Genomic DNA, 14,494 nt, shown 5'->3' with positions numbered 1-14,494 from the left:
GCCAATTAACTGGTTTTTTTCTTGGCTGTGGTGCTCCTCCTGCCTGTCGTACTTTTCCTATCTGTCGTACTTGTCCTGCCTGCAGTACTTTTTCTTTTTGTGTAGCTTTTGCGTGTTTTTGTCCCGCGTTTGGCAGGTGAGGTATCTTCACCTTGGGCGGTCTGTAGGCTGTGTCTCAGCTTGGCCGCATCGCTGTGGGTGAGCAGGCCACGTAGATCATCCAAGAGTGCTTGCTGAAATGCGCCGGGGTCATCCTGCTGTTCTGAGATCGCCCTAAGCCGCTGTTCCCAAAGCGCAGTGCGTTCTGGCGTGCTTACGGCGCTTGGCAAGGCGGCAATCAGCGCGCAGCCGAGTTTAGTGGCACGCAGGGCTTTTTGCTGACGTACCAAGTAGCCACGCTGTACCAGCGTTTCAATAATACCTGCACGGGTTGCTTCGGTGCCAAGGCCGTCGGTGTCACGTAGCGTACGGCGCACGTTAGGGTCATCCACGTAGCGGCCAATGTTCATCATCGCTTTAATTAAACTGGCATCAGTGAACGGCTCTGGCGGGCGAGTTTCTTTCTCCTCAACGCCTGCGCCAAGCGCTGGGCAGGCTTCCCCCTGAGTGAGCGGCGGTAGCGGCGGAGTTTCGTCGCGGGTGGTGAAGAGTGGCTTCCAACCGTGATCAAGAATGCTCTGGCCGCGGGCACGGAAAGCTTCATCTAGCAGGGTGAACTCTGCTTTCACCTCAAAGGTGCGCAGCGGCCGATAAAACTGCGCCATCACATTGCGCACAATTAACCGAAATACATGGCCTTCAGTGGCGGAAAGTTGGCTAAAGTCTGCGGGCTTGCCGGTGGGCGCTAGGGCATGGTGCGCGCCTACCTGTTTGTCGTTCCAGGCTTTTGAGCGCAGGGTAAAGTCAGCACCACCCAGCCACTGACGCAGCGTGTCATCGTTTTGGCAGGCGCTGCTCAAGCTACGCTGGGCCAGCGCTAGATGTTCTTCGGGCAGGTAGCGGCAGTCGGAGCGAGGGTAGGTGATTAACTTGTGCTGTTCATAAAGCCGCTGGCAAATATCCAGCACCATCTGTGCGGAAAGCCCATGGCGGCGCGCGGCATCTACTTGTAACGCGGAGAGCGAATAGGGTAGCGGCGGCGCTTGTCGCTTTTCCTGTTGATCGAGGGTGGTTAGGGTGCCCCGTGCGCCAGGAAGCTGTGCTGCTAAGGCATCGGCGGGGGTGCGATCGATCAGCCGCCCTTGCTCATCTAAGGGCTGGTGCTCTTTGGGTGCCCACCAGGCGCGCAGCTGACCTTGTGCCACCTGTAAATCCACCCATAGCGGGTAGAACGGGTGAGGCTTGAAATCACGAATGGCATTGTCGCGGCGCACGATCAATCCGAGTACTGGTGTTTGCACACGGCCAACGGAAAGCACGCCGTCATGCCCTGCTTGGCGGCCGGTTAGCGTCCAGGCGCGGGTTAAATTAATGCCGTAAAGCCAGTCAGCACGCGAGCGCGCCTGTGCCGCTTGAAACAGCGGCTGGTATTCCATATTGGAGCGAAGCTTGGCAAGTGCACGGCTCACGGCGGGTTTGTTAAGGTCGCTGATCAGCAGCCTCTGAACAGGGCCGCGATACTTCATGTACTCAATCACTTCCTGCACCAGTAACTGGCCTTCGCGGTCTGGATCGCCAGCGTGCACAACGCTGGTAGCCTGCTTAATCAGCTTGCGAATCACTGCCAGTTGCCCTCGCGCCTTAGGGCGCGGCATTAGTTTCCACTGCTGCGGCACAATGGGTAGCCGGTCTAGTCGCCACTGTTTATCAGCAGGGTCGTAAGCCTCGGGCGGGGCCTGTTCTAGCAAATGGCCTAGGCACCAAGTGACGGTGGTGTCGCCGCAGATCATAGCGCCATCCTGGCGTTTTGCGCTGTCGGGCAGCGCGTCGGCTATGGCCCGTGCAAGGCTGGGTTTCTCGGCGATAATCAAGCGCATACAGTGTCTAGCCCTGTCTGGTAACAACAAGTTGCCATCTTAGCAGAACCCGCAACAGGTTAGCGTCTAGCTCGTGTGATAGATGGCTAGTAGGTTGTTTTGTAAATGGATGAATTTATTTCTGTGTATAGTTTTTGTATAAAATTAACAAATTGGGTAAGCTGTCAAAAAGCAATTAACGAGGCGATTTTCATGCGCGAACGCGGCAGAACACGACGTTTATTGGGTCTGGGTGCCCGCACGGGCGGGGCGCTGCTGAAAACTCGTCTAGGTGGTCAAGCAGATTGGCGGGCGCTAGGTGAAGCGCTGTTTGAAGGGCTTTCGGAGTTAAAAGGCCCGGCCATGAAACTGGCGCAGATTATGTCCCAGTGGGATGACCTGCTGCCCCCAGACCTGGCAAATGAGCTTGCTCGCTTACAGCGTCAAGCAGAACCAATGCCTTGGCCGCGTATCCATGAAGCGTTGCTACTGCAATACGGCGATATTGATCAGTACTTTAGCGATATAGAAGAGCGTCCGTTTGCGAGTGCTTCCATGGGGCAGGTGCATAAAGCAGTAACTCATGCAGGTGAAACCGTGGTGCTGAAAGTGCAGTACCCTGGGCTGGCGGATGTGTTGGAAAGCGATCTTAAACAGGTCAAACGGATCATGAGCTTGGGTCGCTGGTTTAAAGTGCCTCAAGCGCGTTTGGATGCGCTATTTGAAGAGTTAGCGGCAGGGCTGCGTGAAGAATTGGATTATCACGCCGAAGCACGGGCGCTGGCTCGCTATCGCGAGCGGTATCAGGATAACCCTCAGTTAGTCATACCCGAACCACTGTTTGAGTTATCCGGGCAGCATGTGTTGGCGATGCGTTACGTGGGTGGCACACCACTGCGGGATTTAGAAAACACTGATGATGGCACTCGTCAGAAAGTGGCCGTGGCGTTGGCTGATTGGATTACCGAGGAGCTGTTTACCTACGGTGAGCTGCATGCCGACCCCCACGCCGGTAACTTTGCGGCGGATGCCGAAGGGCGCTTGGTCATCTACGATTTTGGTGCGGTCATACCTGTGCCCGAAGCGCGGCTAAAAGCCATGATGCAGCTATTAGATGCCACCCTTGCGCAAGATCCGATGGCAATGGATGATGCGTTAATGAAAATGGGCGGCCGCCAGGGGCAGGGCGCGCCACTGGCACTTTATCGAGAGTCCGCTGAGTGTGTGTCACCCCTATTCTCCCCTGGTGAGCAGGACTTCAGCGATGTGCGGGTACACCGCCGCCTGCGCGAGCTAACGCCAAAAGTGTGGGCCGCCATGGATCGGCTGCAGCCGCCTGCGGATACGTTGCTGCTCTCCCGGGCACTGAATGGGCACTATTGGAACTTAGTACGTCTGAAAGCGCGTCTGGATATGCATACGCGCACCGAGCCGCTGCTAGCCTGGGCGCGTAGACCTTAACTAATTGCCGCTGCGGGAGCGCCGCCTGTCATGCTAGACTATTGCGCTTTTCAATCGCGTTTTGAAGACAGTGGAGACGGCAATGCTGGCGGTATGGGTCGATCAACTGCTGGGATTTGCCTCTGGGGCACTCTCGGCAATTAGGAAGCAGGAACACTACCCCGATTTTATGACCTGGGTACGTGCCGAAGGCGCAGATTCGTTTAATGGCGATGTGGCAACTGCCCAGGCGCTTGCGCCTATTTTATGGTCGCAAACGCCGCTAGAGCGGCTTAATTTTGCGAACGAACCATTGGCCACCCCAGGGCGTAACGAGCCTTGCTGGTGTGATTCAGGGCGTAAATTCAAACAGTGCTGCTACCGCGTTGACTTCCCCACGGATATTCCTGAGCAGATGATGTGGATGCTTTCCCTGCGTGAGTGGAAAGGCGCTACGCTGAAAGCGGCGCTGGAAAGTCAGCAAGCACCTGCCCAGGCGTTATTAGAAGCCGGGCTAATTGCTGCTGAAAGCGGTCAAACCGGTCGTTCAATGCAGATTCTTGAGTCACTGTTCGACGGTAGTGATTGGTCGCGACTGCCGGAGCAGGCCGAGCCTGCTTTCGAAATTCTGTTAGATATCTATCAAGAGCGCGGGTTTACCCGCAAACGTGCTGACCTGCTTGATGACGTTATGGAACGCGGTCCACTGTTTTTGCGCGGTGTGGCGCTTGAGCGGTTGTGCCTCATGCACCTGGATAACGATGACTTAGACAGCGCCCGCGCTGCGTTCGTGAAAGCCCAGCAGGCACTACCGGACTCACCGACGCTAGCCTACATTGAAGCCATGTTGCTGCTGCATGAAGGTCATGAGGAAGAGGCCAAAGAGCGAGCTAACTTCTGGTACCGTCGCTTGGTTCGCCAGGGCGACTTGGATGAAGAGCAGCTCGAATTTCTGGCTGCTCTAGCTGAAAATCCTGGTGCCACCTTGGCCGACCAGCTGTTGAGCGCCGAAGAAGATATGGCGACGCCGCTAGTATCGCTACAGGCGCTGTTGTCGGCACTTCCAATCGCACCGAAGCTTACCATTGAGCAAGATGCCGATTCCGGTAGGTTGCACTACACAACCACTGCTCGTGAAGAAACCCTGTTTGCGGCTTGGCACGAACAGTTTCAAGTCATGGTCGATGAAGAGGTCGCCTTGGGCTTTCGCGATGACCCCTGGGGCAACGCGATAGAGTGGATGTCTGAGCTATGTGCCCACCCAGAATGGTTAGATGCGCCCCAGGTAGTGCAAGATTTAACGTTAGCGCTGACCAGCCGCTTTGGTAGCCTGCCGTGGATGGCACCGAGCCTGCTGGAACCCCTGGCACTGCGCCTTTCCCGCTGGTTAGAACAAGCCCGTGCAGCCGGTGACGGCAGCCTGTGTTGGGATGATGCCGATAACGCCATGCTGCTGCGTACTGGCCTTGCACTGGTGGTGGGCATGGAGCGCGGAGCGCGCCAGCACTCACGCGAGTTGGCTGAAGAGCTGCTAGCTATAGATCAGGAAGATAGCCTTGGGTTGAGAGAGCTAGTGCTTGACCAATTGCTGCGGGATGACCGCAATGAAGAAGCGTTAGCGCTCACTGATGAGCCACAAAAGGACGATGGTTCTTTAGAGCTGGGGTTATTGATGGGCCGTACGCTGGCGCTATATCGTTTGGAAAACCACGATGCCGCCGAAGCAGCGTTGGCGGATGTGATCGCCCATAATCGCTATGCGCTTGAGCTTTTGTGTGCAGAGAATCCACGGCCTTCTATGCCCCATGCGGATGGTCAGGTAGATCCCGGTTCCCGTGCGGAAGCATGGCAGTATCGTACGTTGATGCGTGACCAGTGGCGCACCACGCCAGGCGCGCTGGCGTGGTTGGCGGATCATCGCTAGTTTTATTTTGCTTCTGCGATCACTGGGGTAGGCACCAATTGCTTATCTCGGCTGATCCAGATGGCTAGCAGAATGGCGGGTAAGCCGAGCAGGGTAGCCACTACGAAGAAGGTGGCGTATCCCTGAGCCGTGACGACCAGCCCGCCAAAACCGCTCAGAAACTTTCCTGGTAGCGTCATTAACGACGAAAACAGTGCGTATTGGGTGGCGGTATAAGCCCGCGAGGTTAAGCTGGAAAGAAACGCAATAAAGACAGCGCTGGCTAAGCCGTTGGCAAGGTTGTCGCCAATAATGGTGACGACCAGCATAGGAAGCTGATTACCTATCAATGCTAACGCGGCAAACAGCAGGTTGGTCACCATGACAAAGCCTGCGCCAATGATTAGCAGTGGCCCAATGCCGTAGCGAGCGACCAGCAAACCACCAAGAATGCCCCCTGTAATGCTCATGGCAATACCAAAAATATTGGTGACGTTGGCGATGGTGGCCAGTGAAAAGCCTAAATCGATATATAGCGGATTTGCCATAGAGGCCATGGCAAGGTCGCTAATTCGGAACACCGCGATAAACACTAAAATGCCCAACGCCTTCACCCCATAGCGGCGGAAGAAGTCGGTGAAAGGGCACACAATGGCACCAATCACCCAAGCACCTAGACGTCGCAAAACTTTCGGTTGGCCACGGCTGGCACGAATGAAGGCGCGTACTTTGGGTTCGTGAATGAGCTGAACTGTCAGCGATGCGCGCTTAGGTTCAGGTCGAATGAGTACGGTGAGCACGCCAATGCCCACAAGCGCAGCCATGCAGAGATACGCTGCGTTCCAGGAAATCGCGGATGCCACATAAAGCGCCCCTGCTCCTGCGGCTAACAGCCCCCCGCGGTAACCGATAATATAAGTAGAGGCCATTGCGGCTTGTACATCGTCATCCGCGGATTCGATGCGGTACGCGTCAATGGCGATATCCTGTGTGGCCGAGCCAAAGGCTACCAGCAGCGCAAAGGTTGCTACCCAGCCTAGGTTGCCTACCGGACTGACTCCCGCTAAGCCAATTAGCCCAGCTGCAATCATCCCCTGGGCAAGCAGCATCCAGCCACGTCGTTGGCCAAACGTGCGGGTCAGGATCGGAAGTGCAAGCCGGTCAACGATAGGCGCCCAAAAAAACTTGATTGAGTAGAGCATGCCAATCCAGGCAAAGAAGCCAATCGCGGCAACTTCTACACCGTCACTGCGTAGCCATGCAGAAAGGGTTGAGAACACCAGTAAAAAAGGCAGGCCTGCAGAAAAACCTAGAAACAGCATGGTGATGACAGGCGCACGACAGTAAATACCTAGCGCATCCAGCCAGCTGCGCTGGGGAATAGGGGTGGGCATGTTGGTTAACACTCCAGGAAAGAAAACGTCTGCATCGAGGCCCGCTAAAAACCGGTCAGTGGTAGACTAGGCCTGATATCCATGACAAAGCCGATAGCTTACCGGAGAGGAGTTTTCAATGTCGATTACAGCCCATCAGGTAGTCACTTTACACTACGTGTTAAGCGATGTGCTTAGCGATGGCAGTACCCGCGTGCTAGATGACTCCAACGCGCGTGATAAGCCCTTAGAGTATCTCCATGGACACGATAATATTTTGCCCGGTTTAGAGAGTGCCTTGGAAGATAAAGCCGCTGGAGATGAGCTGCGTGTCACGCTTGCGCCTGCTGATGCCTACGGCCTCCGTAATGAAGACTTGGTGCAGGAGGTGAGCCGTGCGTCGTTTGGCAGCGCGACGCTTGAACCAGGTAGCCGTTTCCAAACAGAAGGTGAAGCAGGCCCGCAAATTGTCACGGTGATGAGTATTGATGGTGACATGGTAACGGTCGATACAAACCATCCGCTGGCAGGTCACACGCTTCGCTACCAAGTAAACGTGCTGGATGTACGAGATGCAACCCGTGCAGAGCTAGCTAAAGGCCATCCTCTACCGCCGGGAACTGAACACAGTAAAGTAGAAGATCGAAAAGTGCTTTAGCTGCAAGTTTTAGGGCTTTAAGTTTCACAGGCTTTAAGTTTCACAGGCTTTAAATCTTCGGCGTGCTCAAAATTGACAGCGTATTTTGAAGCTGCAGCGTACTTTGAGCGCTAAAAACTGACCCATATCAAGTTCCTGACAGGCCGCAAATAACCCCGCTGAAAAGCTTGACCCAGGTCAGCTTCCTGCCGCTATCAACGCACTAGGATGGTGTCATACATCACGGCAGGAGGGGATCACCATGTACTGGGATGATACTGTTATTTTCGGTCTAGTTACTGTCGCGTTAATGATTGCTTTTATGATTGGTTGGGTAGGTTTTATTGTACGCGACCATCTCCGTAAGGATGAACGTAAAAAGCATTAACGCTGTTTGTGATGACAGTCGTCAGGGGAGGGGGCTTGCTTTTAACAGCGAGCTTCCTGTTGCCGGCCCAATTGGGCCGGCTTTTTTTGTTGATTAAAAACTGTTTCCGAGTATTCGCATTAACCGTCTGGTAAAGTATCTGGCAGCACAATAAGGCACTGTATCGCCAGGAAGCCATTTGCCATGAATGCTGTTACTTCAATCGTTGCCATACGCTGTTGCGCTCTTCATTATTTCAAGGTCAGTGTTGTCTGCGTCCTACTATTACTTAGTTGGCTATCAATGCCGGCCTATTCTCAGTCATTAAGCGTAATTAATGGCGAAAAAACCACAACGCTTTCTCTTAACGAGTTGCGCCAACAGTCTACGATTACCTTGTCAATATTTGATCCTTTTCAAGGGCGAGAAGTTGATATGCACGGACTTGAGTTCCGTCGCTTTCTCATTAATCAGTTTGGCGAAGTTCCCCCTGCATTGCGCTTTACGGCATGGGATGATTACGAAGTGACATTAAGTGGCTGGAATGATCCTAAGTGGTTAATGGTAACGGAAGAGAATGGAGAGCCGCTTACGTTGCGTTCGCGAGGGCCGTTGCGGCTGGTTGAGCAGGCTTATGATGATCAGCGTGATATCGAGAATTTACGTGAATTCAATGATTGGATATGGATGATTCGAAGTATTGAGGCGCGTTGGTGATTATTGAACCGCCATCTTGCCCACCTGCCGTGCCTACACCACCACCTAGTCCTTTAGGTAGGAAGCGGCGCTATGTAACGTGGCTATCATTGAGCCTTATGAGCTTTATGGCATTGATGGTGGTTATTGTTTATGAGGCGCGATGGGTATATCCAGAAATACAAGCTTACTTCAGCCAAACCGGCAATTTGACTGGGCAGCAATTGGCTACCAGATCGCGGGGATATTTACAGCTCGCCCAGCAACATTTGTTAAGCGAACAGGCTTTTGACGATCAACAACGACAAACGGTTAGGCTTAATCTCGATCTTGCCTATGGACTAATTGACGTTGAGATATATCGTCAAAAGTACAGTTGTACTCAATCAAGTTTACAAACCCTAACTTTACTAACAGAGCGCCTTAAAGAAAATGCCGTGACACCCTTTGATGCCGCGGCCGAACTGTTGGGACCAATTGATTGTTTAACAAACATTGAGATGAACCAGCTCGACCTGCGTGGTATGGCAATTAATAAGTTTTCTAAGAGCACCCGGCGGCATAATCAGGTTCTCACCTATTCGAGTATGGTGATTTTTGCGCTAGGCCTGCTGTTTTGGCTAATGCATGAGCGCCAGCTGCGGCGAACAGAGCGCGCTACTAAGCAAACAATGGCCTGGATGCAGCAAGCGATGCGCGATCCGCTGACGGGGATAGGTAACCGTAGTGCGCTTCATCAGGATGTCGCCGCCAAAGAGGGGGCAGCGCTTGCTTTGATCTTGGTCGATATCGACTTCTTCAAACAGTACAACGATTCCTTGGGGCATCCTGAGGGGGATCAACTGTTAAGGCGCTTAGCCAGCCTCTTAAAACATGTACTTGGAAAAGATGCAAAACTGTACCGGTTAGGGGGCGATGAGTTTGCGGCCGTATTGCCTTGTGATGAAGATGCAATCTTGATTGGCTACTGTGAACAATTGACGTCTGCTTTAGAGCAGGCTGATTTCAAACACCCCACGCATCCGGACAATGAAAGGGTCACCTTGAGTATTGGGGCGGCGCGCTTTACCGCAGGGAAAACCACCTTTCCAAGCGCTTACAAATATGCTGATAAAGCGCTTTACCAAGTAAAGAGCGCAGGCCGTAATGATTGGCAGATTACTGTGGCTGCATAATGTTTTCACAAAACGCTGAGGTATAGTTAAAAAAAGTAAACAATGGGAAAGTAACGCTCAATCGGTGGTTTGACGAGTGCTTCGACGCTAGGATTGTTTTTAAAACAGCGTTTCATAACCTTTTCTAGCGACTAATCCGGAGTGCTGATATGAGCAATGAAGCCGATTCCCTGCTGAATAAGCGGCGTTCACGCCGACAAGTTTTAGCAAGCTTAGGGCTTGGTGCCGCTGCACTTTACGTAGCCCCTACGCTGTTATCCATGGGGCAAGCTGAAGCGCGTGATCATCACTCCCGTTCACGTTACTCGCGGCCCAGTTATTCAAGACCCAGTTATTCAAGACCCAGCTATTCAAGACCTCGTTATTCTAAATCACGGCATTCTCGCCCTTACTACTCTCGCCCACAGCGTTCTCGCTGGGAACGAGATGGTGTGATTGAGATTCACATAAGTCGTTTATTACCTCGCTGGTAGGGGGGTGTCGTGTCTGCCACATCGATTGCTGTTGATTATGCGCTGGAAAATATTGGCCCTTGCATACGTTTGATTGATGCAGAGCACCTGCTGCCAGTGATCCATCAGGCCATGCCTGGCTGGCGGCTAACGCCCTGTGAGGCTCAGCAGCAAGCACCTTCTATTTGTGTTTGGCGTCATCCTAAAGGTTACTGGCAGGAAGCACCGGCACTACCGGGTGGTATGTTATTAGATACACCAGCGGGAACCGCATGCAGCGTGATTGCTGATTTAGCGGGTGCTTATCTGCGCCACCATCCAGAGCATATTGGACTTCACTGCGGGGCGGTAGAGGTTAATCAACAGCTAGTAATATTTCCGGATAGTCATCGAGCGGGCAAAAGCACGCTCACGGCGGCGTTTGCTGCAGCTGGTTATCGGGTGTTCGGCGATGATGTGCTGGCACTCAATCGCGGTGGTGAAGGAATAGCGCTGGGCGTTGCACCTAGGTTGCGTTTGCCGTTGCCCGAGACTCTAGCGTCTGAGTTTCATCAGTTTGTTGCTAACCACTTAGGGCCTCATGATGATCGCTATGGCTACTTAGCGTTAAACGAGCAGCAGCTGGCATCGCATGGGGTGCGCTGTCCGCTAGGCGCCATACTCCTTATTGAGCGCGATGAATCGATTAGTGAGCCACAGCTTGTACGTCTGCAGCCGGGAGATGGGTTATGGCAGTTGTTGCAGCAGAATTTCGCTGAGCATGAGTCGGATCAAACGTTGATTGAACGCTTTTTGCCACTCTTAAAAGGTTTGCCGTGCTTTTTAATGCGTTACCGAGATGCTTACGAAGCGGCAACGTGGCTGGCAACTGAGATAGATAACGATGGGTTTCTTGACGGTGCTGTAGCGACGAATGTGTGTCGTCGCCAAACTGAGCCTGAGGCGTTCAAACAGAGCTATGTGTTGGCACCAAACGACACGCGCAGCTGGCAAATCAGCCCAGTGGCTCATGAGTTTCCATTGGGTGAAGAGCTGTTCGTCATTGCGAAAGAGGGCGGCGAAATCCATCGTTTGAATATGACGAGTAGAGCCGTGTGGGCATTACTGCAGCATGAGGCTCTATGCCAAGATGACATTGTTGATACTTTGGTGGCTTTTTTTGTTGGTGCTAGCAGGCAAAATATCAAGCGGGATATCTGCCATTTATTGGGCCAACTAGTCAGCTTAGGGTTAGTGCAGCCTGTCGCCGATTAACGCCAATCATCTCGCCATACTTTTAGTACCCGTTCTGGGTACCATGTTTGTCCTAGGCTGCCGTTATAACGAGCCAATGCGCGAGTGAAGTCACCGCGTTCGACGGCGAGGTAGTGAGCTAAAATGGTGCAGCCATAACGCAGATTACGATTAGGATCGCTAAGGTTGTCTATTGGCAGGCCAAGCTCTTCGACCCAGAAAGGCATAATTTGCATGAGTCCGATGGCACCAGCAGACGAGACTGCATCGGCTTTAAAGGCACTTTCTACTTGAATTAGTGATAGCACGAGGTCAGGGGGTAACCCGGCTAAATGAGCTTCTTGATACAGACGTTTTAGTAACTCGTGTCGCTCATCGGGGTCACGGATAAACCGTGACAGTGGCGCATCCATGCGGCTACGCCACTGTTGCAACTGCCGCTGAGAATCAGACGTTTGTTGGTGGGCAGCATCAAGAGTCAGTCGCAGCGGAGACGCCACTGCGCTGGCCATAGGCAAGGCAGCGAATACAATGCTGCCTGCCAAGACCCACCCGTTCATCCAGCGCAAACATCTTACTATTGCGCCCAGCAACATGAAAAGCTGCCTTATCCGTTGTTACTCAGACCCGCTTGCTCGCGAAGAAAATCGACGATTTGATCGGCGGGAACCATGGTTGCCTCACTGTCTCGACGGCCTTTGTATTCAAGTTCACCGTTATCCAGGCCTCGGTCACCAATCACTAAGCGGTGGGGTACGCCCATCAGTTCCAAGTCGGCAAACTTCACACCGGGGCGTGTGTCTCGGTCGTCAAGCAGCACGTCTAAGCCCGCCGCTGTTAGTGCTTGGTAGAGCCGTTCGGACTCTTCGCGCACACGTTGTGATTTGTGGGCATTCATCGGTACCAGCGCTACTTGGAACGGTGCGATGGCGTTTGGCCAGATAATGCCTGAATCATCATGGTTTTGCTCAATGGCAGCAGCTACCACGCGAGTAACGCCGATACCATAGCAGCCCATCCACGGGTGACTAGTTTTGCCGTTGTCGCCCAGTACTGTCGCGTTCATTGCTTCGGAATACTTTTGTCCAAGCTGGAAGACGTGACCCACTTCTATGCCTCGTTTGATAGAAAGCGTGCCTTTACCGTCTGGCGAAGGGTCACCTTCTACAACGTTACGTAGATCGGCAACTTGGGGCAGAGCCACGTCACGCTCCCAGTTAATGCCGAAATAGTGCTTGCCATCGACATTTGCGCCAGCACCAAAGTCGCTCATAAGTGCCACGCTGCGATCGATAATAATCGGCATATTTAGGCCGACCGGTCCAAGTGAGCCTGGGCCAGCGCCAACCACGGCGCGGATTTCTTCTTCGTTCGCCATGGTAAGCGGAGCGGCTACCTGGGGCAGGTTTTCAGCTTTGACCTCATTAAGCTCATGGTCACCACGGATCAACAGAGCAATCAGGCCACCTTCAGCAGCATGCACCATCAGCGTTTTAATGGTTTTCTCAATAGGCAGGCCATGCTGCTCTACTAGGGCGGCAATTGTCTTAGCGTTAGGCGTATCAACCAGGTGCATCTCTTGGCTAGGGGCTGCGCGCTCGACGTTGCTGCCTAACGGCGCGGGCAGAGCCTCTGCTTTTTCCATATTAGCGGCGTAATCGGAGGCGTTGGAGAACACGATATCATCTTCGCCTGAGTCGGCTAGTACGTGGAACTCGTGGGAACCAGTGCCGCCAATTGAGCCGTTATCAGCAATCACAGGACGGAAATCGAGACCCAAGCGGGTGAAGATGCGTGTATAGGCATCATACATCGTCTGGTAGGTCTCTTTGAGAGAGGCTTCATCCAAGTGGAAGGAGTAAGCATCTTTCATAATGAATTCGCGAGAACGCATCACCCCGAAGCGAGGGCGAATCTCGTCACGAAACTTAGTTTGAATTTGGTAGAAATTAATCGGCAGCTGTTTGTAGCTGGCAATCTCTTTTCGCACCAAATCGGTAATGACTTCTTCATGGGTCGGGCCTACGCAGTAGTCACGTTCGTGGCGATCTTTCAGGCGCAGTAGTTCCGGACCGTACTGCTCCCAGCGGCCAGACTCTTGCCATAGGTCAGCTGGTTGCACGGCGGGCATTAATACTTCCTGAGCGCCGGCACGGTTCATCTCTTCGCGGACAATGGCTTCAACCTTACGCAACGTGCGTAGGCCAAGAGGCAGCCACGTATAGAGGCCAGAGGTAAGACGACGGATCATACCGGCGCGCAGCATTAACTGGTGGCTGATGACTTCAGCGTCGGCCGGAGTTTCTTTTAATGTCGCAATCAATAATTGGCTGGCGCGCATGGGCGTGAGCATTCCTTGTTGGTAGGGGTGATGCTTAATCGTTTAGTAATGTAGCGCTTAAACTAGCGTTGAATGCGGCATTGTACGGCTAAGCGAGTATGGCGGCAAAATCCTACGTTAACAGCTTGGCGTGTGTTGGTAATCAAATGTGTTAAACTTGCTCAGTTTTGTGGTTCGATAGCAATGGCCAAACAACAGCATCTTCTTCACGCTATCGGTACGTTAGGACTTTGAGGGAACCTTCATGCAGCAAGCAGTACGCCGTTGGTTAACGGGGGCCGTTGTTGGTGTCTCCATTGTAACGTTAAGTGGTTGTGGAACGCTCTTTCATCCTGAGCGTAAAGGACAAATGAGCGGTAATGTTGACCCAGTGGTGGCGATCGCTAACGGTGTCGGCTTACTGTTTTTTATTGTGCCAGGCGTTATCGCTTATGCCGTGGATTTCTCTAATGGCACTATCTACTTACCAAGTGCTAGCAGTGCATCGGTAGATATTCACCACTTAGACGACGCTATGGACGTAGCTTCGCTAGAGAAGCTACTGTCAGATAAAGCGGGGCAGCCGGTTAGTTTGGAAAACGAATTATTGATGATGGAAGAAGTGGCAAGCCTGGATGAAGCGTTAGCCATGGTGCGTATGTCGGGCGTACTGGATGAAGAACGCCTCGCTACAATGTAATTCGTAAACCGCACGTCATTCCCGAGTCACCGCACGTCATTCCCGAGTGGGGTAATCGGGAACCCACCTTGACCTTGGCTTACCGCAGTCTAAAACCCCAGGTCAACATGGATTCCCGCTAAGGGCCTGCGGGAATGATGAGGGCGGCTCGGAGGGCTGGGGTGGAATCACCGTCAGGCACTTATTAATCAAAAAAACAGCCCATCGGCTAATGCCCGTCAGGCTTAACTGACGGGCATTAGC

The 14,494-nt window shown here is 53.0% G+C and carries 12 protein-coding genes; 8 read left to right on the top strand and 4 right to left on the bottom strand.

Annotated elements, in window-relative coordinates:
* Nucleotides 1–5: 5 nt before the first annotated feature.
* A complete protein-coding gene (locus B6A39_RS10720) occupies nt 6–1,976 on the bottom strand; it encodes a DNA topoisomerase III (RefSeq protein WP_083005307.1) in 1,971 nt (656 codons plus the stop codon).
* 192 nt (nt 1,977–2,168) lie between these two features.
* On the opposite strand from B6A39_RS10720, the gene B6A39_RS10715 reads away from it, so the two are divergent.
* Nucleotides 2,169–3,416 (top strand): ABC1 kinase family protein, encoded by a 1,248-nt coding sequence (locus B6A39_RS10715; RefSeq protein ID WP_083007891.1) that lies wholly within the window; start codon nt 2,169–2,171, stop codon nt 3,414–3,416.
* Nucleotides 3,417–3,498: 82 nt separating this feature from the next.
* Complete coding sequence (locus tag B6A39_RS10710) at nt 3,499–5,319, top strand: SEC-C domain-containing protein (RefSeq protein ID WP_083005304.1); 1,821 nt, start codon at nt 3,499–3,501, stop codon at nt 5,317–5,319.
* A 2-nt stretch (nt 5,320–5,321) separates the two neighbouring features.
* Here B6A39_RS10710 and B6A39_RS10705 read toward each other — a convergent pair whose 3' ends face one another.
* The gene (locus tag B6A39_RS10705; protein ID WP_083005300.1) at nt 5,322–6,692 is read right to left on the bottom strand and encodes an AmpG family muropeptide MFS transporter; all 1,371 of its coding nucleotides are present in this window, start codon (nt 6,690–6,692) and stop codon (nt 5,322–5,324) included.
* Nucleotides 6,693–6,810: 118 nt separating this feature from the next.
* Between B6A39_RS10705 and B6A39_RS10700 the strand changes: the two genes are divergently transcribed.
* The 5 genes from B6A39_RS10700 to B6A39_RS10680 all read left to right on the top strand — a co-directional run bounded on the left by B6A39_RS10700 (nt 6,811) and on the right by B6A39_RS10680 (nt 11,252).
* Nucleotides 6,811–7,329 (top strand): FKBP-type peptidyl-prolyl cis-trans isomerase, encoded by a 519-nt coding sequence (locus B6A39_RS10700; protein WP_083005297.1) that lies wholly within the window; start codon nt 6,811–6,813, stop codon nt 7,327–7,329.
* A 241-nt stretch (nt 7,330–7,570) separates the two neighbouring features.
* Complete coding sequence (gene ccoM, locus B6A39_RS19210) at nt 7,571–7,696, top strand: cytochrome c oxidase subunit CcoM (RefSeq protein ID WP_442906227.1); 126 nt, start codon at nt 7,571–7,573, stop codon at nt 7,694–7,696.
* A 282-nt stretch (nt 7,697–7,978) separates the two neighbouring features.
* Nucleotides 7,979–8,392 (top strand): hypothetical protein, encoded by a 414-nt coding sequence (locus tag B6A39_RS10695; RefSeq protein WP_232318698.1) that lies wholly within the window; start codon nt 7,979–7,981, stop codon nt 8,390–8,392.
* Between the two features lie 98 nt (nt 8,393–8,490).
* The gene (locus B6A39_RS10690; protein ID WP_083005289.1) at nt 8,491–9,546 is read left to right on the top strand and encodes a GGDEF domain-containing protein; all 1,056 of its coding nucleotides are present in this window, start codon (nt 8,491–8,493) and stop codon (nt 9,544–9,546) included.
* A 482-nt stretch (nt 9,547–10,028) separates the two neighbouring features.
* Nucleotides 10,029–11,252, top strand: coding sequence for a PqqD family protein (locus B6A39_RS10680; protein WP_083005283.1), 1,224 nt, complete (start codon nt 10,029–10,031; stop codon nt 11,250–11,252).
* Here B6A39_RS10680 and B6A39_RS10675 read toward each other — a convergent pair.
* Together B6A39_RS10675 and B6A39_RS10670 are read right to left on the bottom strand one after the other, a co-directional pair.
* Nucleotides 11,249–11,791 carry a transglycosylase SLT domain-containing protein gene (locus B6A39_RS10675; RefSeq protein WP_232318697.1) on the bottom strand — a complete coding sequence of 181 codons (543 nt, stop codon included), beginning with the start codon at nt 11,789–11,791 and terminating at the stop codon, nt 11,249–11,251. The two genes, B6A39_RS10680 and B6A39_RS10675, sit on opposite strands and share 4 nt — an antisense overlap.
* A 47-nt stretch (nt 11,792–11,838) precedes the next feature.
* Entirely contained in the window at nt 11,839–13,572 is a 1,734-nt protein-coding gene (locus B6A39_RS10670) for a proline--tRNA ligase (RefSeq protein WP_083005277.1), read from the bottom strand.
* A gap of 244 nt (nt 13,573–13,816) precedes the next feature.
* Between B6A39_RS10670 and B6A39_RS10665 the strand changes: the two genes are divergently transcribed.
* A complete protein-coding gene (locus B6A39_RS10665; protein ID WP_038484981.1) occupies nt 13,817–14,251 on the top strand; it encodes a hypothetical protein in 435 nt (144 codons plus the stop codon).
* The last annotated feature ends 243 nt before the right edge of the window (nt 14,252–14,494 follow it).

The sequence above is a fragment of the Halomonas sp. GT genome (assembly GCF_002082565.1).
In the GTDB taxonomy this organism is placed as follows: Bacteria; Pseudomonadota; Gammaproteobacteria; order Pseudomonadales; family Halomonadaceae; genus Vreelandella.
The sequence above is the reverse complement of the archived record's forward strand: the minus strand, read 5'-3'. Positions and strand labels throughout refer to the sequence as shown.